The organism is Marivita sp., assembly GCF_048006345.1.
Classification (GTDB): domain Bacteria; phylum Pseudomonadota; class Alphaproteobacteria; order Rhodobacterales; family Rhodobacteraceae; genus Marivita.
The window spans coordinates 2,899,930-2,921,427 of sequence record NZ_CP180351.1; the positions used below are offsets into that span (position 1 = coordinate 2,899,930).

Annotated in this window: 22 protein-coding genes and 1 tRNA gene; 11 read left to right on the forward strand and 12 right to left on the reverse strand. The window is 60.7% G+C overall.

Annotation, left to right across the window (positions count from 1 at the left end; translation table 11 throughout):
* Positions 1-49 precede the first annotated feature (49 nt).
* From ACMVPR_RS14235 to lpxK, 3 genes are read left to right on the forward strand one after another with little or no spacing between them, the layout of a single operon-like run.
* Entirely contained in the window at positions 50-286 is a 237-nt protein-coding gene (locus tag ACMVPR_RS14235) for a DUF4170 domain-containing protein (protein WP_292265689.1), read from the forward strand.
* 4 nt (positions 287-290) lie between these two features.
* A complete protein-coding gene (locus tag ACMVPR_RS14240) occupies positions 291-1,517 on the forward strand; it encodes a 3-deoxy-D-manno-octulosonic acid transferase (protein ID WP_416883412.1) in 1,227 nt (408 codons plus the stop codon).
* Complete coding sequence (lpxK, locus tag ACMVPR_RS14245) at positions 1,514-2,506, forward strand: tetraacyldisaccharide 4'-kinase (RefSeq protein ID WP_416883413.1); 993 nt, start codon at positions 1,514-1,516, stop codon at positions 2,504-2,506. The genes ACMVPR_RS14240 and lpxK overlap by 4 nt, the downstream gene beginning before the upstream one ends.
* Positions 2,507-2,509: 3 nt before the next feature.
* Here the strand turns inward: lpxK and ACMVPR_RS14250 are convergent, their stop codons facing one another.
* The gene (locus tag ACMVPR_RS14250; RefSeq protein ID WP_416883414.1) at positions 2,510-3,373 is read right to left on the reverse strand and encodes an N-formylglutamate amidohydrolase; all 864 of its coding nucleotides are present in this window, start codon (positions 3,371-3,373) and stop codon (positions 2,510-2,512) included.
* Positions 3,374-3,519: 146 nt separating this feature from the next.
* Between ACMVPR_RS14250 and ACMVPR_RS14255 the strand changes: the two genes are divergently transcribed.
* Together ACMVPR_RS14255 and ykgO are read left to right on the forward strand one after the other, a co-directional pair.
* A tRNA-Val gene (locus tag ACMVPR_RS14255) sits at positions 3,520-3,594 on the forward strand.
* A gap of 82 nt (positions 3,595-3,676) precedes the next feature.
* Complete coding sequence (ykgO, locus tag ACMVPR_RS14260) at positions 3,677-3,802, forward strand: type B 50S ribosomal protein L36 (protein WP_109464916.1); 126 nt, start codon at positions 3,677-3,679, stop codon at positions 3,800-3,802.
* A 202-nt stretch (positions 3,803-4,004) separates the two neighbouring features.
* Here the strand turns inward: ykgO and ACMVPR_RS14265 are convergent, their stop codons facing one another.
* The gene (locus tag ACMVPR_RS14265; RefSeq protein WP_416883415.1) at positions 4,005-4,754 is read right to left on the reverse strand and encodes a GNAT family N-acetyltransferase; all 750 of its coding nucleotides are present in this window, start codon (positions 4,752-4,754) and stop codon (positions 4,005-4,007) included.
* A gap of 233 nt (positions 4,755-4,987) precedes the next feature.
* Between ACMVPR_RS14265 and ACMVPR_RS14270 the strand changes: the two genes are divergently transcribed.
* Entirely contained in the window at positions 4,988-5,296 is a 309-nt protein-coding gene (locus ACMVPR_RS14270; protein ID WP_416883416.1) for a DUF4389 domain-containing protein, read from the forward strand.
* 10 nt (positions 5,297-5,306) lie between these two features.
* On the opposite strand, the gene ACMVPR_RS14275 is transcribed toward ACMVPR_RS14270, so the two are convergent.
* The 9 genes from ACMVPR_RS14275 to ACMVPR_RS14315 form a co-directional block, all read right to left on the reverse strand.
* Complete coding sequence (locus tag ACMVPR_RS14275; RefSeq protein ID WP_416883417.1) at positions 5,307-6,971, reverse strand: peptidoglycan-binding protein; 1,665 nt, start codon at positions 6,969-6,971, stop codon at positions 5,307-5,309.
* 100 nt (positions 6,972-7,071) lie between these two features.
* The gene (locus tag ACMVPR_RS14280; protein ID WP_416883418.1) at positions 7,072-8,271 is read right to left on the reverse strand and encodes a phenylacetate--CoA ligase family protein; all 1,200 of its coding nucleotides are present in this window, start codon (positions 8,269-8,271) and stop codon (positions 7,072-7,074) included.
* Positions 8,272-8,317: 46 nt separating this feature from the next.
* Positions 8,318-9,142, reverse strand: a complete 825-nt coding sequence (locus tag ACMVPR_RS14285) for an ABC transporter ATP-binding protein (protein ID WP_300588772.1) — start codon at positions 9,140-9,142, stop codon at positions 8,318-8,320.
* A 72-nt stretch (positions 9,143-9,214) separates the two neighbouring features.
* On the reverse strand, positions 9,215-10,513 hold the full coding sequence (locus ACMVPR_RS14290; protein ID WP_416883419.1) for an ABC transporter substrate-binding protein: 1,299 nt from the start codon (positions 10,511-10,513) through the stop codon (positions 9,215-9,217).
* Positions 10,514-10,574: 61 nt separating this feature from the next.
* Positions 10,575-11,804, reverse strand: coding sequence for a branched-chain amino acid ABC transporter permease (locus ACMVPR_RS14295; protein ID WP_416883420.1), 1,230 nt, complete (start codon positions 11,802-11,804; stop codon positions 10,575-10,577).
* The gene (locus ACMVPR_RS14300; RefSeq protein ID WP_416883421.1) at positions 11,804-12,043 is read right to left on the reverse strand and encodes a hypothetical protein; all 240 of its coding nucleotides are present in this window, start codon (positions 12,041-12,043) and stop codon (positions 11,804-11,806) included. Before ACMVPR_RS14300 ends, ACMVPR_RS14295 begins: the two co-directional genes overlap by 1 nt.
* A gap of 76 nt (positions 12,044-12,119) precedes the next feature.
* Positions 12,120-13,073 carry a branched-chain amino acid ABC transporter permease gene (locus tag ACMVPR_RS14305; RefSeq protein WP_416883422.1) on the reverse strand — a complete coding sequence of 318 codons (954 nt, stop codon included), beginning with the start codon at positions 13,071-13,073 and terminating at the stop codon, positions 12,120-12,122.
* A 10-nt stretch (positions 13,074-13,083) separates the two neighbouring features.
* Complete coding sequence (locus ACMVPR_RS14310) at positions 13,084-13,896, reverse strand: ABC transporter ATP-binding protein (protein WP_292265671.1); 813 nt, start codon at positions 13,894-13,896, stop codon at positions 13,084-13,086.
* Positions 13,897-14,032: 136 nt separating this feature from the next.
* Positions 14,033-15,997 (reverse strand): AMP-binding protein, encoded by a 1,965-nt coding sequence (locus ACMVPR_RS14315; RefSeq protein ID WP_416884659.1) that lies wholly within the window; start codon positions 15,995-15,997, stop codon positions 14,033-14,035.
* Positions 15,998-16,212: 215 nt separating this feature from the next.
* Here ACMVPR_RS14315 and ACMVPR_RS14320 point away from each other — a divergent pair, with 215 nt between their 5' ends.
* The 4 genes from ACMVPR_RS14320 to ACMVPR_RS14335 are packed head-to-tail and all read left to right on the forward strand — an operon-like array spanning position 16,213 to position 19,850.
* On the forward strand, positions 16,213-16,803 hold the full coding sequence (locus tag ACMVPR_RS14320; protein ID WP_416883423.1) for a 2-hydroxychromene-2-carboxylate isomerase: 591 nt from the start codon (positions 16,213-16,215) through the stop codon (positions 16,801-16,803).
* The gene (locus ACMVPR_RS14325) at positions 16,796-18,694 is read left to right on the forward strand and encodes a PAS-domain containing protein (protein ID WP_416883424.1); all 1,899 of its coding nucleotides are present in this window, start codon (positions 16,796-16,798) and stop codon (positions 18,692-18,694) included. The genes ACMVPR_RS14320 and ACMVPR_RS14325 overlap by 8 nt, the downstream gene beginning before the upstream one ends.
* Positions 18,691-19,392 carry a response regulator transcription factor gene (locus tag ACMVPR_RS14330; RefSeq protein WP_292265665.1) on the forward strand — a complete coding sequence of 234 codons (702 nt, stop codon included), beginning with the start codon at positions 18,691-18,693 and terminating at the stop codon, positions 19,390-19,392. The genes ACMVPR_RS14325 and ACMVPR_RS14330 overlap by 4 nt, the downstream gene beginning before the upstream one ends.
* On the forward strand, positions 19,383-19,850 hold the full coding sequence (locus ACMVPR_RS14335; RefSeq protein ID WP_416883425.1) for a GNAT family N-acetyltransferase: 468 nt from the start codon (positions 19,383-19,385) through the stop codon (positions 19,848-19,850). Before ACMVPR_RS14330 ends, ACMVPR_RS14335 begins: the two co-directional genes overlap by 10 nt.
* A 2-nt stretch (positions 19,851-19,852) precedes the next feature.
* On the opposite strand, the gene ACMVPR_RS14340 is transcribed toward ACMVPR_RS14335, so the two are convergent.
* Complete coding sequence (locus ACMVPR_RS14340) at positions 19,853-20,014, reverse strand: hypothetical protein (protein ID WP_416883426.1); 162 nt, start codon at positions 20,012-20,014, stop codon at positions 19,853-19,855.
* Between the two features lie 230 nt (positions 20,015-20,244).
* On the opposite strand from ACMVPR_RS14340, the gene ACMVPR_RS14345 reads away from it, so the two are divergent.
* On the forward strand, positions 20,245-21,495 hold the full coding sequence (locus ACMVPR_RS14345) for a PAS domain-containing protein (protein ID WP_416883427.1): 1,251 nt from the start codon (positions 20,245-20,247) through the stop codon (positions 21,493-21,495).
* Positions 21,496-21,498: the final 3 nt, after the last annotated feature.

The window sequence follows — 21,498 nt, forward strand, 5'->3', positions numbered from 1 at the left end:
ATCTCCAGCTTCTTACGTTGGCCGCACCGCAGCAAGGAAGGAACACCGCATGGCGCAGCATCTGCACATCGTCTTTGGCGGAGAACTGGTGACACCGTCGGAAAACGTGTTCAAAGACCCGAAGGCCATCCATATCGTCGGGATTTTCGCTGATCGAAAATCCGCCTACGACGCCTGGAAAACCGAAGCGCAGCGCACCGTGGACAATGCACATATGCGCTATTTCCTTGGGGATCTGCAGCAGTTGATGGACGCCAGCACACAAGCGCCCGAGGCACAGGACTGACCATTTGGCGCGCAGGCCGTTCAGTCTGACCGCCTATCTGGCGCTGGCGCGGGGGTCGGATCGACTGACCGCTGACGCCGCGCTTTGGCCCGCGCGCCCGACCGGACCGGTTCTCTGGCTGCACAGCGACACGCGCACCCGGCTTGAGACCTTGCTGACCCTCATCAAGCGCCTCCGTCTGCAGCGAGAAGATTTTTTTCTGCTGCTCACCTGCGACTCGATCCCGGCCGAAGGATTGTCGATCGAAGGGTATAGTGTTGGCCCGCCGCCTGCCGAAACCCTAAGCGATGTTCACCGGTTTCTGGATCATTGGCGGCCCAATATCCTTGTCTGGGCGGGCAACGGCCTGCGCCCCGCGCTGATCCACGAGGCGGCGATGTCGGGCGCACATCTGCTGTTGACCGACGCGGCCGATGCGCCTTGGCGGCAGCCATCAAAACGGTTTCTGCCCGACGCCTCCGCGGGCACGCTGAGCCTGTTTCACAGCATCCTCGCGCAGGACAAGAAAGCCGCCATGCGGATGCGGCGACTTGGGGTGACGGATGACCGGATCGAGGTCGCCTCCCCGCTTGAGCCGGAAGTCTTTCCCCTGTCGAGCCATGACGGTCTGCACGAGGAACTCACCGCCCTTCTGGCGGGCCGGCCGGTGTGGCTGGGCGCCTATATCCAGCGCGACGAGGCGGATGCCGTTCTGCGGGCGCACCGCCGCGCTGCGCGTCTGGCGCACCGCCTGTTGTTGGTCGTGGTGCCTGCGAACCCCGAAGACGAAACTTTCATCGCCGAACATTGCCAGGAGATCGGTCTGCGTCTCGCGCGCTGGGAGAACGGCGACATGCCGGACGAGAACACGCAGGTTCTTCTTGCAGGCGACGACAGTGAACTCGGTCTCTGGTATCGGCTGGCACCGCTTTGTTTTCTTGGCGGTTCGCTTGCTGGCAAAACGGGGGGGCAATCCCCGATGATGGCTGCGGCCTTGGGCTCTGCCATCCTGTATGGCCCGAATGTCGGTCGTCATCTGGATTCCTATTCCCGGCTGGTGGCCGCTGGCGCGGCACGGATCGTCAAGGACATGGAATCGCTCAGCGCCGCCGTGTCGCACCTGATCGCCCCGGACCGTGCAGCCGCGATGGCGCATGCGGGATGGAACGTGGTGTCCGCCGGGGCCGAGACCGCGGATCTCATCCTCGTGCAGATCAACGAATGGCTTGATGCGCTGGAGGGGGCTCGATGAAATCTCCCGCGTTCTGGGATGCGCCGCCCGACCGCCCCGGTCTCTGGCCGCGGCTTCTTGCACCTCTTGGTGCGCTTTACGCAGCGGCGACCGCGCGGCGGTTGCAGCGCGGCACGCCGCTGCGCCTCGGGATTCCCGTGATCTGCGTCGGCAACGTCAACGCGGGCGGCACCGGCAAGACACCAACGGTGATCGCACTGATGCAGATGCTGTCGGATATGGGCAAGACCGCGCATGTGGTGTCACGCGGCTTTGGGGGCTCGCTGGAAGGTCCTGTGCAGGTCGATCCGCGCCGCCACACGGCAGAGGAGGTCGGCGACGAGCCGCTGCTTCTGGCGGCGTTTGGCACTGTCTGGGTGTCCAAGGACCGGGCGCTTGGTGCGCAGGCCGCCAAGGCCGCAGGAGCAGAGGTGATCCTGCTGGATGACGGGCTGCAGAACCCCAGCCTTGCCAAGGACCTGTCGCTGATCGTGGTCGATGCCACACGGGGTTTCGGCAACGGGCGCTGCATCCCGGCAGGTCCGCTGCGCGAACCGGTCGCGGCTGCGATGGCACGCGCGGAACTGGTGCTCTCCATCGGGTCAGACGAGGCCCAAGAGAGTTTCGCCAGAACGTGGCAGTCGCAGATCTCCCTGCCCCATCTGACCGGGCACTTGTTGCCTCTGCAAACCGGGATGGATTGGGAGGGACTGCGCTGTCTGGCCTTTGCCGGAATTGGCCATCCGGAAAAGTTTTTCCGCACCCTGCGCGATCTTGGGGCGGAATTGGTCGAGCCCCGTGCACTGGACGACCATCAACCGCTGACAAACGCGCTTCTGGCACGGCTGGAGAAAGACGCGCAATCCGCCCGCGCGCAATTGGTGACAACAGAAAAAGACGCGGTGCGCCTGCCACAAAGCTACCGGATGAAGGTGCTCACGGTTCCTGTCCGGTTGGTCCTTCCGGACAACACAGAGCTGAAAAACAAGCTGAGCAAGCTGTTTGCCTGAGACTTATTCCGCAGCGAGCGGCATGTCCTTGGCCTGACCCGTGGCGGCGATCTCGGCGATGACGCTGCGCAGAAGCTTGCGGAAGTTGTGGAAATTGGCATTCGGCCGGATCGTGCGCTCGTCCATGTAGATGGAGCGGTCGATCTCGATCTGGACGGCGTGCTGATTGCGCGAGGGGCGGCCATAAGCCTGTGTGATATAGGCCCCGGCAAAAGGTGTGTTGCGGGCGACGACAAGCCCTGCGTCGGTAAACGCCGTTTCTATCTGGTCCACAACCGTCTGGCTGGCAGAGGCCCCGAACCGGTCACCCAGCACGATCTGCGGGCGCCGCGCGGTGGATTTGGCAACACCGTCCAACGCCTCATGCGGCATTGAATGGCAGTCGACAAGAATCGCTTCGCCAAAGCGGGTATGGGCCTGCTGCATCAGCTTGCGCAACTGGTCGTGATAGGGGTGCCAGAACTGCGCGATGCGGCGTTCCGCCTCGGCCAGCGGCAGCTTGCCCTGATAGATCGGACGGCCATTGGCCACGACGCGCGGCACAACACCCAGACCCGAGGCAACGCGCGGGTTGTGGGTCTGACGGCGCACCCCTTCAATCAGCGCGGGGTCAAGTTCTTCGGCAGAACGGTTGAGGTCGATATAGGCGCGGGGGGCCCCTGCCTTGATGAACGGTGCGCCGAATTGCGGGGCACAATCGAACAGGCGGTCGACAAACGCATCTTCCGAAGACCGGATCGTCACTTCGTCAAGAACGGTGTATCGCAGGAAGGTCCAGCTGTAGTCGCGCCCGGAATGCGGCGATGCAAACACCACTTTCGAGGTGTGCGCTTCCGGCTGAACGAGGTGGTACGCGACTTTGGGCATATGCTCTCCCTATCCCCTATACATAGACCGATTTTTTCTGTGACCAAAGCCCTTGATCCCCGCTACAACTCCTTTTATAGACCGCTCCACCGGCGCGGCTTCACGCGCCCCTTTTATTTGGGGTACGTGAATCGGGTCGGTTCAAAGGGCGATTAGCTCAGTGGTAGAGCACTTCGTTGACATCGAAGGGGTCACAAGTTCGAACCTTGTATCGCCCACCATTGAATTCGCCGTCTCGGGCTTCGGCTCGGGGCACCCGCAACCACCAAGGCGCTCGCGCGCCGCGATAAGAGGAGAGACCCGATGAAGGTCAAGAACTCGCTTCGTTCGCTGAAGAACCGCCATCGCGACTGCCGCGTTGTGCGCCGTAAAGGCCGCGTCTACGTGATCAACAAGACGCAGCGTCGGTACAAAGCCCGTCAGGGCTGAGCGGACCCGCAGATATTGCGAAAAAGCCATCCTTCGGGATGGTTTTTTTGTTTTTGGGACGGCTGTATGGCGTGGTCCAACAGGAATTAGTTCAGCGGAGCAACCGAGCTGGCCGGACTGTCCGCAATGCGGACGGAGCAGAATTCGGTTGAATTGTTCCACCTCGTTCTGAAAGCTACACCGGCCCCGTCATTCTATCGCCTCAGCGTGTATGGAATGCACCCGAGCGATTGTAGATAACAGTTGCCCGGCTCGGATCATGGACAAGCCCGCATCTCGTGAGCATCGCTCGGGACGGCATGTTGGTCGGTTGCGCAACACCGGTCACTGTGGTTGGAGAAAATGCTCTGACCCCGTCTCGTATGAGCAACGCAGTAACCAACGTTCCCAACCCTTTGCCCCGATTGGAGGGCGATACTGAGACGGACCCAACGTAGTAGGTTCCCGCCATCCGACTATCTGAATGATAGCGCATGCTGCCGTTGGCGCAGGCGATCATCCGGCCGTCTATTGATCTGATCCAACTGGTCAACGACGGCGGTCCTTCACTTTGCATGTACCATGCCGGAAGTGGTGAAACTCCGACCTCTCGGTTCAGGCTGACGACCTCTCTGATTGTATCGGCATCCGGAAACTGATCGCTTGCTAGGGTAGATGCGTTGTCCGAGGACTGAATGATGCCGTCAGAGGCTGACAATGCCACCGATGCACTGGCCGTGAACGAGTCCCAGTACGGCAGATCGCCCTCGTCGCCCAGTCGCTTACGGATCTGATCGAACACCGTCTGTTTATCGGCACTCGCGAAGGCGATGAACCCGTAGTCATCGAGAAGGGATGCAATCTTGGACCAGCCGACGGTATCCGGTTCAACAACTGCAAGGGCGATACCGCCATTGGCGAGGCCGGGTGTTCGGGCGATCCAATCCTTGTCGCGGAGCAGCCGATCCGCCATGGACAAGTCACCATGCATTGGCCACTCCACCATTTCCCAAAAGTTGCGGTATCAGATCACGATGAACGAAGAATGGCTGGTTGTCTATGGATGCAAAGTTGGTGGTCTTCCGTGCAGACAACACGTCTGCTCCGGACTGTGCCGACAATGCGAACTTTCCGATCCGGGTTGGCGACTCTGCGCAAAACAACCTACACTGCGCCCAATCAATAAGACACGAAAGGTGGATCGCAATGGCATCCTCTGACGATGACAAAGTTGCAGGCCGCCTGCACGGCGAACAGCACGAGCCGGACAAGACCGATACCCTGCTGGAACGGCTGATCTACATGATCCTGATCGCGATCATGATTTCAGTGGCGCAGACCGTGCTCGGCGTCATGACTGTGATCCAGTTCGTGATCATGCTCGTCAGCAACAAGCAACCCAATGAACGGCTGGCCGAATTCGGCACCGACCTTGGCATCTGGATCGCCAAGGCAGCGCGTTACCAGACCGCGGCAAGCAACGTGAAACCGTGGCCGTGGACCGAGCTCGACTGATCCCGCGCGATTAGCGCAGGATCGAATCCGCCATCAGTCGCACCACGGTGGCTTGATCCAGATACCCCGAAACCCGCAGATTGCGCGCGTCCTGATAGCGGCGGATCGCCCGGCGGGCCTCGTCGTCGAACGTGCCATCGACAGCCCCCGGCTGCAGCCCCAATTCGGCCAGACGTGCTTCGGCCAGACGGCGGGCGGTGTCGTTCAGACCCAAAGCCGCTTCATCTGCCTGTGCCCGCTCCTGCAAGGCAATCTGTTCGGCATTGTTCTGGAAATACTCGATCCGCGCCCGCGCTTCTTCGACGAAGGCACCGGTGGGCCGCTCCGCCAGATAGGCGCGATAGCCCGCCTCGGTGTCGGTCTGGCGCGCGATCTGCCAGCGTCGGCGGTCCTCACCTTCGGCCTGGGAGCGGCGCTGGTCTTCGATAGCATCCAATCTGCCTTGCGCTTCCTCGGCATAGATTCCGTCAGGGAACCGCTTGAGATAGGCGCGAAAGCCCGCCTCATCGCCCCGCGCGCCGGTTTCGGACCAGAACGTGCGGTCCTGCCGTTCCAGTTGTGCCTGCCTCTGACGCGCCTCCTCCTCAAGCTCGGCCGCTCGGCGCTCGGCCTGCGCATCCAGTCGCGCGATCTGATCGGCGTCCAGATAGCCGGACGCGGACAAATTGTTCGCGTTCTGCCATGCCGTCACGGCCCCGCGCGTGCCGCGTCCGAAGATGCCATCAATGCCCCGCGTGTTATACCCCAAGAGCGACAGATCGCGCTGAATCTCGCGACGGGCATCGCGGGACAGTGCCAGATTTTCTTCGGTCTGTTTCTCGCGGAAGAACGGCTCGGACCGGATGGCCGTCAGGCGTTGCCGCGCCTCTGCCGCGTTCTGACCTTCGGGAAAGGCAGCAAGGTAGGTGTCGTACCCCGCTTCGGTGTTTGCCGAGACCGCCTTCTCCCACGCGGCCAGATCCGCGGCCTCGCGGGCTTGGGTGTTTCTGTCCGGGCTGATCTGCGGCAGGGTGATGTCGGTCCCGGCAAAAAGCGGCAATTCACGGGGGACAAAGCCCAAGAGGCTCAACCCGGCTTCGCGTGCCAAAGGCAGGACATCTTCGCCAGTCGCGTCGGACAATCGGTCAGCAAAACGGGCGGCATTCCCGGAGGGTCCGATGGCAAGGGTCACACCCTGCGGAATGTCCTGAAACGGCAGGTCCACCGACACCCCTGCAGGCATATCGTCTTCGCCTTCCACCTCGCCCAGAACAATCAGCGCACGGCCGGGATATTCGGCCGCGACCGCGTAAACGGCATCAAGCGGAAACCCGTCAGCAACGACAGCGGCAAGGGACAGGCGCTCCATCCCGGCAGGAAGCAAATAGGTGCCCGCGATGGTCGACACGAACTGCCCGGTCAGGACAATCCCCACATCGTCGGTTGTCGCATCCAGCCCGTCGGCAAAGGCGCGAAAGGCGGAGCGCATCGCATCCGCATCGGCACCCGTTGCAAGGCTCACCTCTGCGCCGCGTTCCTCAAACGCCGACCGCAAGCGCGCCAAGTCACCGCTGCCGGTGAGGCGCTGCACCATGCCCGGAGCGCTGTTGCCGATGATCAGAAGATCACTGCTTTGCGCGAGGCCCGGCGAGGCCAGAACAAGAGCTGCCGAAATCGAAAACGCGAGTCGTTTCATGGATGGTCCTCCGTCATGTTGGAAGACTAACGCACGAAACCCAAAAGTTATCCAATATCGCCGCGTTTTTCTGGCGGGGGATATCCCCCGCCCGTGCCGATCAATCGTAGCTGCGCACGTCTTCGATCACCAATCCGTCGCGCGGCAACGCCCCCGGCGGCACCAGTTCGACCCGGCCCTTGAGCTTGAGTGTTTCGACGATGCTCGTCTCGAAGCGTGTCGCATCATTGGCCGCGGTTTCAATCCGGACAGTCATCACATCCATCTCGCCATCGCGGCTTGCGACAACACGGGCGCGGTCGATCTCGGCATGTTTGGCGACCAGGGCGGCCACCTGTTCGGGGCGCACGAACATCCCCTTGATCTTGGTGGTCTGGTCGGCACGGCCCATCCAGCCCTTGATGCGGGTATTGGTGCGGCCACACGGGCTTTGACCGGGAAGGATGGCGCTCATGTCGCCGGTGGCAAATCGGATCAGCGGGTAATCGGGGTTGAGCGTGGTCACGACCACTTCACCAACCTCACCTGCCGGAACCGGATCGCCCGTACCGGGTGTGACGATTTCCACGATGACGCCTTCGTCAAGGATCATGCCCTCTTCGGCCTCGCTCTCATAGGCGATGTTGCCCAGATCCGCAGTGGCATAGCACTGACGGCAGGTGATGCCGCGATCAGCGTACCAGGCCCGCAACGACGGGAACAGCGCCCCACCGCCAACAGCCGCGCGGGTGATCTTGAGAGGCAATCCCATCTCATCCGCCTTTTCGAGGATGATCTTCAGGTAATCCGGCGTGCCGGCATAGGCCGTGATACCGATGTCATGCGCCGCTTGCGCCTGAAGCTCGGTCTGCCCCGTGCCCGCAGGCAGCACGGCTGCACCCACTGCCCGCGCCCCGCTTTCAAAGATCATTCCCGCTGGCGTGAGGTGATAGCCGAAACAGTTCTGGACGATATCGCCCTTGCCAATCCCACAGGCATGCAGAAACCGTCCCATGCGCCACCAGTCGTGGCTGATGCCGCCGGGCTCATAAATCGGGCCGGGCGACTGGAACACATGCGCCATGTTGCTGATCGCCATGCCCCCGAAGGGCGGGTTTTCCTTTTGCCACGCCACGAGTTGCGACTTCCGCAGCACCGGCAGCTTGGTGATGTCATCCAGCGACGACACCTCGCCATCCGCCACGAGGCAGGAACTTTCGGCGGACATCGCGCGCTTCACCTGCTGCAGAAATGCCGTCTCTTGCGCGGCACGGCGTTCGTCCGCACTTCGGGTTTCCAAATCGTCGAAATGGGTGGTCATGGCAGCACAAGCCTTGTCTGTTCAGTTCATTGCAAGGGAAACGGCGTCACTGCAACCAACGCTTGCGGCGGCGGTAGCTGCGCACATCGCGGAAGGATTTCCGGCCTTCGTCGGACACTCCGAGGTAAAATTCCTTGACGTCCGGGTTTTCGCGCAGCTCGGCGGCGGGGCCGTCCATCACAACGCGCCCGTTTTCAAGGATGTAACCGTAATGCGCATAGCGCAGGGCCACGTTGGTGTTCTGTTCGGCCAGAAGGAAGGACACGCCTTCATTCTCGTTCACCGATTTCACGATCTCGAAGATCTGTTCCACAAGCTGCGGCGCAAGGCCCATTGACGGCTCGTCCAGAAGGACGGTCTGTGGTCGCGACATCAGCGCGCGACCGATCGCGGTCATCTGTTGCTCACCGCCCGAGGTGTAGCCAGCCTGCGATTTGCGGCGCTCCTTGAGGCGGGGAAAATAGTCGTAGACCATCTGGAGGTCGGCTTCGATGGCACCCTTGCCATCCTTGCGGGTGTAGGCCCCGGTCAGAAGGTTTTCCTCGACCGTCAGGTGGCCAAAACAATGGCGGCCCTCCATCACCTGGATCACGCCGCGTTTGACCAGTGCGGCCGGGTCCAGATCCTGCACGCGCTCGCCTTGGTAGATGATCGAGCCCTTGGTGACCTCACCGCGCTCGGAATGCAGCAGGTTCGAGATCGCCTTGAGCGTGGTGGTCTTGCCAGCGCCATTGCCACCAAGAAGCGCGGTGATGCCGCCTTTCTTCACGGTCAGGCTCACACCTTTCAGAACGAGGATCACGTGATTGTAGATCACCTCGATGTTGTTGACCTCAAGCAGGGTCTCGTCTGTGCGTGTGGCGTCCAGCATGATTTTACCAAGTGATAAAATTTCAGGGAAACCACCGGCGGCACTGGTCGCCGCCGATGGCAAAGCGTGGCCTTAGTTGGTGGCCGAGCACTCTTCGTTCATCGCCCAAGGCGCGTTCGAGGTGGCGTATTCTGCCGCCGAAGTCGCGATCAGGTCGGCATAGGCATCGACATTCGGCTTGAGCAAGTCAGACGCCTTGACGAACTTGGCGCCGTCCCATTCGAGCATCCAGCCACCCGAATGACCGGTGTGGTTGCCGCAGGAGGTCGAGAACGGCGGCACCATGCCCTCAAGGCCCAGCTCGACAATCCGCTCGTCGGTCAGGTTGATGTTTTCCAGACCCCAACGCAGCTGTGTCGCGTCGATCTGGCCGGTGCCGAAGTTTTCCTGTGCATTCTTGATGCCTTCCGCGAGGATCGCCGACATCACGAGACCGCGACCGTAGAACACGCCCTGCATCTCTTCTTCGTTGGACTGGCTCAGCCCTTTGTCAAAGACCATTTCCTTGACCTGCTTCATCACAGGCGCATCCGGGTTCGGGAACGACCACGAAATCGACTTGTAGCCTTTGCCGTCATCACCAACGAGCTTGAGGTCGGCATCGTGACCCGCCCACCATACGCCAACAAAGTTCTCCATCGGGAACTTGGTCTTGACGGCTTCGGTAATGGCACCGGCGTTCATGGCACCCCAGCCCCACATCACGACATAGTCGGGACGTTCACGCCGGATCTGCAGCCATTGTGCGGACTGGTTCTGCATTTCTTTCAGACCGACCGGGATTGGCAGAAGCTCAAAGCCCTTGTTGGCGGCGTGCATTTCCAGAACCGGAAGCGGTTCCTTGCCGAACGGGTGGTCCAGATGCAGGAACGCGATTTTCTTCCCGTCGAGCGATCCCTGGCCTTCGAGGTACTGGATGATCATGTCTGCACCGTCCCAGTAGCCGGCAGGCATGTTGAATGCCCACTGGAACACCTTGCCATCCGCCATCGGCGAAAAGCCGTAGCCCGGTGCGAGGATCGGGATCTCGTCCACGTTGGTCTTGGGCAGAACCTGAAGCGTGATGCCGGTGGACCAAGGCTGGGTCACGATGGCCGAGCCCTTGGTTTTTTCATAGCATTCCACACCTTTTTCTGTGGAATAGCCGGTTTCACATTCCTCGAAGTTGATCTTCACGCCGCCGATGCCGCCGTCCCGCTCGTTGAGAAGGGTCATGTAATCGGCCTGACCGTTCATCAGCGGAATACCCGTCGCCGCAAAGGGGCCGGTCCGGTAGGCGAGGTTCGGCGTGTAGAGTTCCTGCGCAATCGTCGCCGTGCCCAGCACGGTGCCCAGCGCAGCCGCCGTGGCCAGTTTGGTAAAGTGTTTCATGGTTGTCCTCCCATTGGAACTGTCATGTTTGATTTGGTTCTTGGTCTTGGGCCTCCCCGCGTCAGTGCGGAAATGGCCAGATAATCAGTTTTTCACGGATCAGGCGCCAAAGCTGGTTCAGACCGTGCGGCTCGATAATCAGAAAGAAGATGATCAATGCCCCGATGATCATCACGTTGATATGCTCGATCAACGCTGAATCGATACGGAAACCCTGTGTCTGGGCATAGCCATAGATCAGCGTCAGAACGACAAACCCGATCACCGCACCGATGCCCCATCCATTGCGCGCCACCCAGAACAGGAAGCCGACCGCCGCTGCCAGCGCAATGGCGAGAATGGCGCTGATGCCGGACATCTCGAACACCTGCGTGCCCGCGATCACGTTGAGCACCACAGGCAAACCGACGATAAGGATGGCACCAAGGTAATTGCCCATGATCGACCCAAGGCCACCGATGATGGCGATGAACAACACCTGGAACGACAGCGGAATGTCGAAGACGTTTGGCTCTGCCGCGCCCTTCCACATGAAGACATAAAGCGCACCCGCAACGCCCACGACATAGGACGAGACGGCAAAGGCGGTCAGCTTGGACTTCATCAGGTTGATCCCGATGAGTTCCGCCGCGATGTCCATGTCGCGCGTCGCCTTCCACGTCCGCCCCAGATTGCCCCGCGTGAGGTTGATGCAGAGCATAGTCAAAAGCGAAACCACGAAGAGCACGATGTAATATTCGGTGACGGACGCCGCTTGGGGGCCGGTGATGAACATCCCGAACATTTCAAGGTTCGGCACCTGGATCGCGCCCGAGGCATTGTAGTTGTAAAGCCACGCCCATTTCTCGAACAGCCAGACGAGGAAGAACTGCGCCGCAAGCGTCGCGATGGCGAGGTAAAAGCCCTTGATCCGCAGGCTGGGAATGCCGAAGGCGACCCCGATGCCTGCGCTGAACACCCCCGACAGCAGGATCGCGACAATCGGGTTCATCCACGGGAACAGCGTGACCATCTTGTAGCAGGCATAGGCCCCCACCCCCATGAAGGCCCCGGTGCCAAGGCTGAGCTGACCGGCAAACCCGGTGAGAATGTTCAGCCCCATCGCGGCCAGCGCATAGATCAAGATCGGGATCAGCAGCGTCTGAAAGGTGAATTCCGATGCGGTCAGCGGGAACACCACCCAGGCAAGGATAAGAATGATCCCCAGAAGGAACGCGTCCTGCTTGACCGGGAACAGGGCCTGATCGGCGTTGTAGCTCGTCTTGAACTGGCCAGCCGTGCGGTAGAGCATCAGGCGGTCTCCTCTTCCTTGATCACAGCGCGGTTGCGCGGTTTGGCATAGCCGGTCGCCTCGGAATGACGGATCAGCCAGAAATACGCCCAAAGACCCAACGCGCCGCCGAGAGCCGCCAAGAGGATGGCGACAACCGTCTGGCTGCCCACCTCTGACCCGCTCGACAGGGCAAGGTATCCGAAGGCCCAGAAGCCGGACCAGGCGATGACGTTCAGAACTGCGATCAGCTTTGCCATGTGAATGTACCTTCGATCTTTCCGTAGGCCGGGCCTTTGCCCGGCGCTTCTTGCGAACAGCGCGCCCCGCGCCGCCCTAGACCCGTTCGATGATCCGTTCTCCGAACAGCCCCTGCGGACGGAACAGCAGCACGATGAGGGCAAGCACAAAAGCAAACCATGTCTCGGTGTTGCCACCCAGCAAAGGCTGGCCCCAGTAGATCTCGAACAGCTTTTCCAGAATGCCAATCATCAGCCCGCCGACGATCGCCCCGGTGATCGATTCAAGCCCACCCAGCATCAGAACCGGCAGCGCCTTGTAGGCGATCACCTCAAGCGCAAAGCTGACACCGGCGCGCGCCCCCCAGGCGATGCCCGTCACCAGCGCGATGATCCCTGCGATGAACCAGACCAGAACCCAGATCGTCTGAAGACTGATCCCCACCGACAAAGCCGCCTGATGGTCGTCGCCCAAAGCGCGGATCGCGCGGCCCATCTGCGTGTAGTTGAGGAAGGCCAGGAGTGCGAGCACCAGCAGCGTCGCCACGACCACCACGGTGATGTCGAGATGCTGCAGGATCAGCAGGCCGCCGAAGGGTTCGAGTACGGTGTCACCCGTCGGGATGCCCAGTTCCTCGGTGATCATCACCTTGTTTTCGCCGCCGAAAATCGTCTCGCCCAGCCCGATGAGGAACAGCGTGATTCCAATGGTCGCCATGAAGAGGATGATGTCAGGCTGGCCCACCAGCGGACGCAGAACCACCCGTTCGATGGCCACGGCCAGAACAAACATAACCCCTAATGTCAGGCCCACGCTGATCCAGGCCGGGATGCCCAAGGCAAAAAGGCCCACCAGCGTCAGCGCGGCGAACACCACCATGATACCTTGGGCGAAGTTGAAGATGCGGCTCGATCGGAAGATCAGCACAAACCCAAGCGCAATCAGCGCATAGAGGATGCCCGAAACCAGCCCTTCCCAGAGCACCTGCATCAGGAAGTCGGGCGCTTCGACCATGTCCACGAAGGGCGCGATGAAAATGTCGTTCAGCATGTCTGCTCCCTCAATGCGGCACGCCAAGATAGGCGTCGATCACATCCTGATTGTTGCGCACCTCGTCCGGGGTGCCGTCACCGATCTTCTTGCCGTAATCCATGACGACCACGCGATCCGAGAGGTCCATCACGACCCCCATGTCATGTTCGATCAGGCAGATCGTCGTGCCGAATTCGTCGTTCACGTCGAGGATGAAGCGGCTCATGTCCTCTTTCTCTTCGACGTTCATCCCCGCCATCGGTTCATCCAGCAGCAGAAGCGACGGCTCCGCCGCCAGCGCCCGCGCCAGTTCGACCCGCTTCTTGAGGCCATAGGGCAGTCGGCCCACCGGCGTCTTGCGGATGTTCTGGATCTCGAGAAAGTCGATCACCCGCTCGACCTTTTCGCGGTTCTCCATTTCCTCGTCCCGCGCCTTGCCCCACCAGAGCGCCTGCGACGCGATCCCGGCATTCATGTGGGTCAAACGCCCGGTCATGACATTGTCGAGCACCGTCATCCCTTCGAAGAGCGCAATGTTCTGGAAGGTCCGCGCCACACCCTGCCGGGCCACCTCGAACGGCTTCATCGGCGGGCGCTTGGCGCCCTGGTACCAGACCTCGCCTTCCGAGGGCGTGTAGAAGCCCGAGATGACGTTGAGCATGGACGATTTGCCCGCGCCGTTGGGACCGATGATGGCGCGCACTTCGCCTTCGCGGATGTCAAAGCTGATGTCCTGAATGGCCACCACACCACCAAAACGCAGGGTGATGTTGCGCATTTCCATGAGCGTGCCGCCGATCTGACGCCCGTCTGCAGTGACGTATCCTTCGGTGTCTTTCATTGCGCCCTTCCCCCGGCATGTGCCGCGTGGCTCCATGATTTCTTAAGGTTATTCGAGAATCTTCGTACGAAGATTCTCGGGCCCGCCCATAAAATTCTGGGGGCGTTGGCACCGGATTGCGCTGCAAACCGGGCCATCATTCCGCTGCCATCCGCTGCGGTGTGGCCGGGACGACCTTGGCGTCACGGATTTCCAGCGTCGCCTTGATCTTGCCCTTGCGCCCGTCCTCATAGGTGACTTCCGTTTCGGTGTAGACCGAGGTCGATCCGTCATAGAGCGCAGTCACCAGATCCTCGAACTTCTCGCCGATGATCTTGCGACGCACCTTGCGCGTGCGGGTCAGTTCCCCATCATCCGCATCCAGCTCCTTGTGCAGCACAAGGAAACGGTGGACCTGACATCCCGAGAGCATCTCGTCCTGCGCGACACTCGCGTTGACCTCTTCGATATGCGCTTGAATCGTGTCGAGCACCTGCTTGTGCCCCGCGAGCTCCTGATAGGACGCATAGGCGATGTTGTTGCGCTCCGCCCAGTTGCCAACCGCCGTCAGGTCGATGTTGATGAAGGCACAGCAGCGATCGCGCCCTGCGCCGAACACGACAGCTTCGAGAATGTTTGGATAGAACTTGAGCTTGTTCTCCACATATTTCGGCGCGAACATCGCACCATCTGCCATGGCGCCCACATCCTTGGCGCGGTCGATGATGCGCAGATGGCCGGTGGCTTCTTCGATGAAGCCCGCATCGCCCGTGGCGACCCAGCCCTCCGCATCCTTGGTATCGGCAGTCAACTCCGCGTTCTTGTAGTACTCCACAAAGACACCGGGCGAACGATAGAACACTTCGCCATTCTCGGCGATGCGGATCTCCACCCCCGGCGATGGCACACCCACCGTGTCCGACCGCACTTCGCCATCGGGCTGTTGAGTGATAAAGACCGACGCCTCGGTCTGACCATAGAGCTGTTTCAGGTTGATGCCCAAAGAGCGATAGAAATCAAAAATTTCCGGGCCAATCGCCTCGCCCGCCGTATAGCCGACCCGCACATTGGAAAAGCCCAGCGCGTTCTTCAACGGCCCGTAGACCATCACCTCGCCCAGCTTGTATTTCAGCCGGTCAAGCGTGCTGACCTCATGCCCATCAAGAATGGACGGACCCACCTTGCGGGCATGCGCCATGAAATAGTCGAAGGTCTTTTTCTTGAACGCCCCCGCATCCTCCATCCGGATCATGATCTGCGTCAGCTGCGTCTCGAAGACACGCGGCGGGGCGAAATAATAGGACGGCGCGATCTCGCGCAGATCCGTCATCATGGTGTCCGGGCTTTCCGGGCAGTTCACACAGAACCCCGACCAATAGGCCTGCCCGATCGAGAAGATGAAGTCACCCACCCATGCCATGGGCAGGTAGGCCAGCACCTCGTCATCGACGCGCAGGTGATCGAATTCCGATGACGCTTTTGCGGTCTCGATGATGTTGCGGTTCGACAGCACCACACCCTTGGGCTTGCCCGTCGTGCCGGAGGTGTACAGCATCACGCAGGTGCTGTCGTAGTCGAGCTTGGCGGTCCGGGCCTGAAGCTCCTTGATGTATTCATCATGGGCGGCACGACCCTGATCCTGCACATGGCTGAACTGATGCAGCCGGGTGTGGTCGTATTTCCGCAAACCGCGCGGATCGAGATAGATCATGTGCTCGAACTGGTGCAGGCGATCCTGCACCTCGATCACCTTGTCCACCTGCTCCTGATCGCTGACGATGGCAAAACGCGCACCGCAATGGTCAAGCACGTATTCCATCTCTTCGGCCACCGCGTCCTGATAGAGCGGAACCGGGATCGCGCCCACGGATTGCGCGGCTACCATCGACCAATAGAGATATGGACGGTTGCGCCCGATGATGGCGACAAAATCGCCCTCGTTCACGCCCAGGTTCAAGAGACCCAGCGCAAGCGCCTCGACCTCCTTGGCGGTCTCGACCCAGGTCCAGCTTTGCCAAATGCCATATTCCTTTTCGCGATAGGCGGGCGAGCCGCCAAACTGCGAAGCGTTGCGTGCCAATAACGCCGGAACAGAGCGCAGACCCTCTGCGCCCATGGTCATATGTGCCAAAACTTTTCCTCCCGTTGCCCGGGTAATTCCCCGAACCGTTCGCTTTTCGCAACTCTGTCTCAAGATTGGACAGAAGGAAGTGTGGGGGTCAACTTTTTCCTGAAGTTTTCTCAATCCTTACGAATTGTAACCAGCGCTTCGTCACGCTTGACATGGGTGCGGTGCAGCCGGAGTTTGGGCCGTCGTATGACGATGGGAGACAGAACATGAAGGTCGAGTTCTGGTTCGAGTTTGCCTCAACCTATTCCTATCTCAGTGTCATGCGTTTGCCCGGCATCGCTGCTCAGCGTGGAATCGACGTCGTGTGGCGCCCCTTTCTGCTTGGTCCGATCTTTGCCGCGCAGGGCCTGACGTCGTCCCCGTTCAATGTGTATCCCGTGAAAGGGCGCTACATGTGGCGCGATATGGCGCGCCGTGCAGAGGAAAGAGGCCTGAACTTTCGGAAACCTGATCCGTTCCCGCAGAACGGTCTGCTCGCAGCTCGGGTTGCGACAGCAGCCTTGCCGGGAGCAGCCGCAATTCGGTTTTGTCAGACGGTGTATCAGGCCGAATTCGAACACGGCCGCAATATCTCTGACCCGGATACGATCGCGGAATGCGCAGCCGAGGCGGGACTGGATCACAAGATGATCGAACGCGCCGGCTCTGACGAGGTCAAGACCGTCTTGCGCAACACGACCGCCGATGCTCAAGCGCGCGGCATCTTCGGTGCGCCCTCTTTCACCGTCGGGGACGAACTATTCTGGGGCGATGACCGTCTGGAAGACGCGCTTGACTGGGCCTTGCGAGATGCCTGATCGCGCAAATACCGACGCTCTGGTTCAGGCTGGTTTAAACCTCATCGGACAGGCCCTGTCGATCTATGACAGCGACCTGCGACTCGCCGCCTGCAACACGCGGTTTGCAGAAATGTTCGATCTTCCTCATGCCCTGACCCGCCCCGGTGCGGATTTCGAGACCACGATCCGCCATCTTGTCGAATGCGGCGAATACGGAGAGATCGACGATGTCGAAACCTTCATCCGCGCCCGTGTCGAACAGGCCAGCGCCTTCCAGCCCCATTACATGGAGCGCACCCGCGCCAATGGCCGCACGATCAGTGTCGAAGGCGCACCGCTGCCCCAAGGCGGCTGGGTCACCGTCTATACAGACATCACCGAGGTGAAATCGCAGGAGCAATTGCTGCGCACCCGATCCGAGCTTTTGTCCGAAGAAGTGCTGGCCCGGTCCGAGGAACTGGCCGCCACCAACCGCAAACTGGCCGCAACAGTATCCGCACTGGAGGAAGCCCAGCGCGAACTGACCGAGATGGAGGCCCGCACCCGCCTCACCACGGAAATGATGCCCGCCCATATCGCGCATGTGGACAGCGCAGGACGCTATACGTTTTCCAACCGACGCCTGTCGAATGTCATGCCGGGCCGTCCCTCCAAGATCGTCGGGCTGCATATTTCCGAAGCCTTGGGCGACGATGCCTATGCCCGCGTTCTGCCGCATCTTCAGATGGCGCTGGCGGGCGATCCCTCGACCTTTGAGTTCACCGACATCCACAGCTCCCGCCGCATCCGCGTGGCCTTTACCCCCGACGAATCCGAGAAGGGCGTCTATATCCTGTCGATGGACGTGACCGAGGAAACGCAGGCCCGCGCGGCGCTCCAGCAAACCCGCCGCCGCGAGATGGCAGCGCAACTGACGTCGGGCCTCGCACATGATTTCTCGAACCTGCTGACCATCATCCTTGGCATGCAGGCGAAACTCGCCCGCATGGACCTGCCCGCAGACGCCGATCCTCTGATCACGGCCACCTTGCAGGCCGCCCGGCGTGGCGGTGATCTGCTCAACCGGATCGCCGACATCACCGCCCATCGCGCATGGCGGCCTGAACCGCTTGATGTGGCAAGCTTCCTGTCGGATCTGCACACTCTGGCAGCGCCGTCACTGCCCGACAGCATCGCCCTGCATGTCAGCACCTCGATCACGGAGCGCGCCCTGCTTGATCCCGGTCAGCTTCAGGACAGCCTTCTCAACCTCATCCTGAACGCCCGCGATGCCTGCGGCGAACATGGCGCGATCCGGTTGAAAGCCACCGAAATGCGCGACACCTGGATCGACTTCACCGTCGAGGACACCGGCGCCGGTTTCTCGGAAGAGGCGCTAAAACACGCGCTTGATCCGTTTTTCACCACCAAAGGCGAAGGCGGCTCGGGTCTTGGCCTGTCGATGGTTTATGACATGGCCAAACTGGCGGGCGGGCAGCTTCAGGTCGGCAACACCGATGCAGGCGCACGGGTGACCCTGCGCCTGCCCCTGCGCCATGCCGCCCGTCATCTGAGCAGCGAACTGGTTCTGCTGGTCGAAGACAGCCCCGATCTGCGCACCACGATCCGTGACATGCTCACCAGCCTAGGCCACAGCGTGATCGAGGCGACCTCGGTCGACGAAGCGCTTGCCCTCGCGCAAGGCGTGCCCGACATCGCTTTTGTCTTGTCCGACATCTCTCTTGAAGGCCCGGCGCTTGGCACCGAATTGGTCGAAGCGTTGCCGAAGAAACCTGTTTACCTGATGACTTCCCTGCCCGCGTCTGACCCGCGCCACCAAAACGCGGCTGCAAAAACCGCTGTTCTGCCCAAACCCTTCAGCAAATCCGATCTGGCCGCGTTTCTGGGCCACGAGGCCCTCCCGACATGACCAAACCCCTGATCACCATCCTCGACGACGAACCCGCGATCCGCACCATGCTGTCCGAAGCGTTGGAAGACGCCGGCTACGACACCCAATGCTTTGCCCGCGCCGCAGAGTTCGAAACGGCGCTCCGCCGCACAACCCCGGATGTCTGCCTCGTCGATCTCGGACTGCCCGACCGTGATGGCCTCAGTCTTGTGCACCGTCTGGCGCTGGAACAGGGTGCGACGGTGATCATCATCTCTGGCCGCGCACAGGTACAGGACAAGATCACCGGGCTGGAACTGGGGGCGGATGATTATATCATCAAACCCTTTGATCCCGCCGAAGTTGTCGCCCGCGTCCGCGCCCGTCTGCGCACTCGCGCGACCCCGGCACCCACGGGCCAGACCGCCCGCTTCAACGGCTGGACCGCGCATTTCGATCGCTATTCGCTGGAGGACGACACCGGCACGGAAACGCCGTTTTCCCATGCCGAGGGCGAGGTGCTGCGGCTTTTCCTCGAAAGCCCCAACCGCCTGATCACCCGCGATTACATGCAGGACACGCTGGGCGGTGCCGCGGGCGACAGTTTTGACCGAGCGATGGATGTGCGCATCTCGCGCCTGCGCACCAAGCTGCGCGAGGACCCAAAGAACCCCCGCCTGATCAAGACGATCTATGGGGCGGGCTATATCTTTCTGGGCGAGGTGACATGGAGCTGACACCCGCTCGTCTCGGTCCCGGCGATGCCGCGCTCCGGGATGTCCTGACCCTGATCCGAACCGCCTTTGCCGACATGGACGGGCGCATCGACCCGCCGTCTTCCATGCACCGGCTCTCTTTGGGCAGCGTGTCGGCCCAAGCCGAAACCGGCGAGGTCTGGGGAATCGGCGATCCGGTTCAGGCCTGTGTCTTTCTCACGCCAAAACCCGACATCCTTTATCTGGGCAAGCTTGCTGTCGCCCCGGATGCACGGCGGCAGGGATTGGCAAGACGCTTGATTGCCCTCGCAAGATCGCGCGCCGCAGACCTGCGCCTGCCGTGCGTGGACTTGCAAACCCGGATCGAACTGGTCGAAAACCACGCGACTTTCGAGGCGCTGGGTTTTCGCGAAATCGGCCGCACGGCCCACGCAGGCTATGATCGCCCGACGTCAATCACCTACAGGCTCAGCCTCTAGGATCAGATCCCAAGCACCCCGCGCAGCACCGGCAACACCGCCGCCGCGATGACGCCGACCAGCGCCGCCACCGCAAACCGCTGCCAGAAAGACGGCAACCGGGGCGACAATGCGCCCAGCCCACCGCACACAATCGCGTAAAACGCCATTGCCGTCACATACATAGTGTGCCCCTTGCTGCCCTTGACTTAGAGTAGCACAAAATCAGGCCGAAACCCAAAACCCGTACATCCTGCGCCCATGGACGACCGTCGTCGCGGTCGCGCCCCGCCAGCGTCGACTGAACGACAGACGCCAGCTCCTGCCCCCAAGCTTTTCGGCAGCAGGGAATTGGCACCACTTTTGCAGCCTCAATGTCAGCGCCGCGGCGCGCATTTCAGGAGCCAAGAAACTCGTGACCCGTTCCATTCAACAAGAACGCAGCATTGAGAAATCAGAGGCCAAAACGGCCAATTTCAATCAGGAAAGCATTTTCAAAATCGACGAACTCTTTTTCTCCCGCACCGACAAACGCGGAGTGATCGAGGCATTCAACTCCGTGTTTTCCCGGATTTCCGAACACGCGGATGATGCGCTGCGCGGCGCTCCACACAAGGTCATCCGACACAGCGACATGCCCAAAGCGGTGTTCTGGCTAATCTGGGATACTCTGAAAGCCGGAAAACCGATCACCGGCTATGTGAAGAATCGTGCAAAATCGGGACGGTATTACTGGGTCTATGCCGTGATCGCACCAGTTGATGGCGGGTTCCTTTCGGTCCGCATGAAACCGACCAGCCCCATGCTCGCCACGGTGGCGGAACTGTACAAGAAAATTCTCAGACTTGAACGCGAGGATGGCCTGTCGCCCGAGAAAAGCGCGGCCGTCCTGCTGCAGGAAATTCAGTCAATGGGCTTTGACGATTACATGGATTTCCAGGCGCATGCCCTCGTGACCGAGTTTCAGGCCCGCGAGAACGCTTTGGGGCGAACACCATTCAACGCACTCACCAACGCCATTCGGGTCGCAGAGGCAGAACGCATGATCTGCGACAAGATCGCCTCCATCACCGATGAACTGGCACAAGGCGCGATTTACATTCTGAACATGAAGCTTCAGGCCGTGAAACTTGGCCGGGATCGCGCCGCAATCGATGCGATTTCCAACAATTACGACTTGATCCTTGGCGATATCAAAAGCGGCATCACCCGCCTTAAATCCATCATGTCAGATGCATCCACATCGAATTTCAGCTCGCGCAAGGAAAGCCAGATCCTGCTCTGTGCATCAAGCATCATGGCCGAGGTCTTGCAAAACTTCGACCAAGGCGACGAACCCATGACGACCGAGGAAAGGGAACGCGAATCTGCCTATCTGAGAAACCTGCACGCCGCGTTCTCCAATAAATCGACCGCGTCCGTATCGGCCATGATGGATGAATGTCGCCAGGTGCTTGGACGCATGGACAGTTTGCGACAGACCTTGCTGGGCCTGTCAGCCGTCCGTGTTTCGCTGCGGGTGGAAACCAATCGACTGGGCGAAAGGGCACGTGGCCTCGACAGCTTGATCTCGGAAATCGACCAAAGTCACCAGCGCGTCCAGAATGACTTGGAACAGGTGTTCGAAACCGCAAGTCATTTTTCGTCTGCAATCACAGCGTCCTGAACC

Excerpts from the sequence above, each read along its gene's own strand:
- ACMVPR_RS14270 (WP_416883416.1), top strand. The coding sequence starts at position 4,988 with ATGGCATCCTCTGACGATGACAAAGTTGCAGGCCGCCTGCACGGCGAA.
- ACMVPR_RS14300 (WP_416883421.1), bottom strand. The coding sequence starts at position 12,043 with ATGGCAAAGCTGATCGCAGTTCTGAACGTCATCGCCTGGTCCGGCTTC.
- lpxK (WP_416883413.1), top strand. The coding sequence starts at position 1,514 with ATGAAATCTCCCGCGTTCTGGGATGCGCCGCCCGACCGCCCCGGTCTC.
- ACMVPR_RS14335 (WP_416883425.1), top strand. The coding sequence starts at position 19,383 with ATGGAGCTGACACCCGCTCGTCTCGGTCCCGGCGATGCCGCGCTCCGG.
- ACMVPR_RS14330 (WP_292265665.1), top strand. The coding sequence starts at position 18,691 with ATGACCAAACCCCTGATCACCATCCTCGACGACGAACCCGCGATCCGC.
- ACMVPR_RS14265 (WP_416883415.1), bottom strand. The coding sequence starts at position 4,754 with ATGGCGGATCGGCTGCTCCGCGACAAGGATTGGATCGCCCGAACACCC.
- ACMVPR_RS14290 (WP_416883419.1), bottom strand. The coding sequence starts at position 10,513 with ATGAAACACTTTACCAAACTGGCCACGGCGGCTGCGCTGGGCACCGTG.
- ACMVPR_RS14310 (WP_292265671.1), bottom strand. The coding sequence starts at position 13,896 with ATGAAAGACACCGAAGGATACGTCACTGCAGACGGGCGTCAGATCGGC.
- ACMVPR_RS14320 (WP_416883423.1), top strand. The coding sequence starts at position 16,213 with ATGAAGGTCGAGTTCTGGTTCGAGTTTGCCTCAACCTATTCCTATCTC.
- ACMVPR_RS14325 (WP_416883424.1), top strand. The coding sequence starts at position 16,796 with ATGCCTGATCGCGCAAATACCGACGCTCTGGTTCAGGCTGGTTTAAAC.
- ykgO (WP_109464916.1), top strand. The coding sequence starts at position 3,677 with ATGAAGGTCAAGAACTCGCTTCGTTCGCTGAAGAACCGCCATCGCGAC.
- ACMVPR_RS14235 (WP_292265689.1), top strand. The coding sequence starts at position 50 with ATGGCGCAGCATCTGCACATCGTCTTTGGCGGAGAACTGGTGACACCG.
- ACMVPR_RS14275 (WP_416883417.1), bottom strand. The coding sequence starts at position 6,971 with ATGAAACGACTCGCGTTTTCGATTTCGGCAGCTCTTGTTCTGGCCTCG.
- ACMVPR_RS14285 (WP_300588772.1), bottom strand. The coding sequence starts at position 9,142 with ATGCTGGACGCCACACGCACAGACGAGACCCTGCTTGAGGTCAACAAC.
- ACMVPR_RS14315 (WP_416884659.1), bottom strand. The coding sequence starts at position 15,997 with ATGACCATGGGCGCAGAGGGTCTGCGCTCTGTTCCGGCGTTATTGGCA.
- ACMVPR_RS14280 (WP_416883418.1), bottom strand. The coding sequence starts at position 8,271 with ATGACCACCCATTTCGACGATTTGGAAACCCGAAGTGCGGACGAACGC.
- ACMVPR_RS14305 (WP_416883422.1), bottom strand. The coding sequence starts at position 13,073 with ATGCTGAACGACATTTTCATCGCGCCCTTCGTGGACATGGTCGAAGCG.
- ACMVPR_RS14250 (WP_416883414.1), bottom strand. The coding sequence starts at position 3,373 with ATGCCCAAAGTCGCGTACCACCTCGTTCAGCCGGAAGCGCACACCTCG.
- ACMVPR_RS14340 (WP_416883426.1), bottom strand. The coding sequence starts at position 20,014 with ATGTATGTGACGGCAATGGCGTTTTACGCGATTGTGTGCGGTGGGCTG.
- ACMVPR_RS14295 (WP_416883420.1), bottom strand. The coding sequence starts at position 11,804 with ATGCTCTACCGCACGGCTGGCCAGTTCAAGACGAGCTACAACGCCGAT.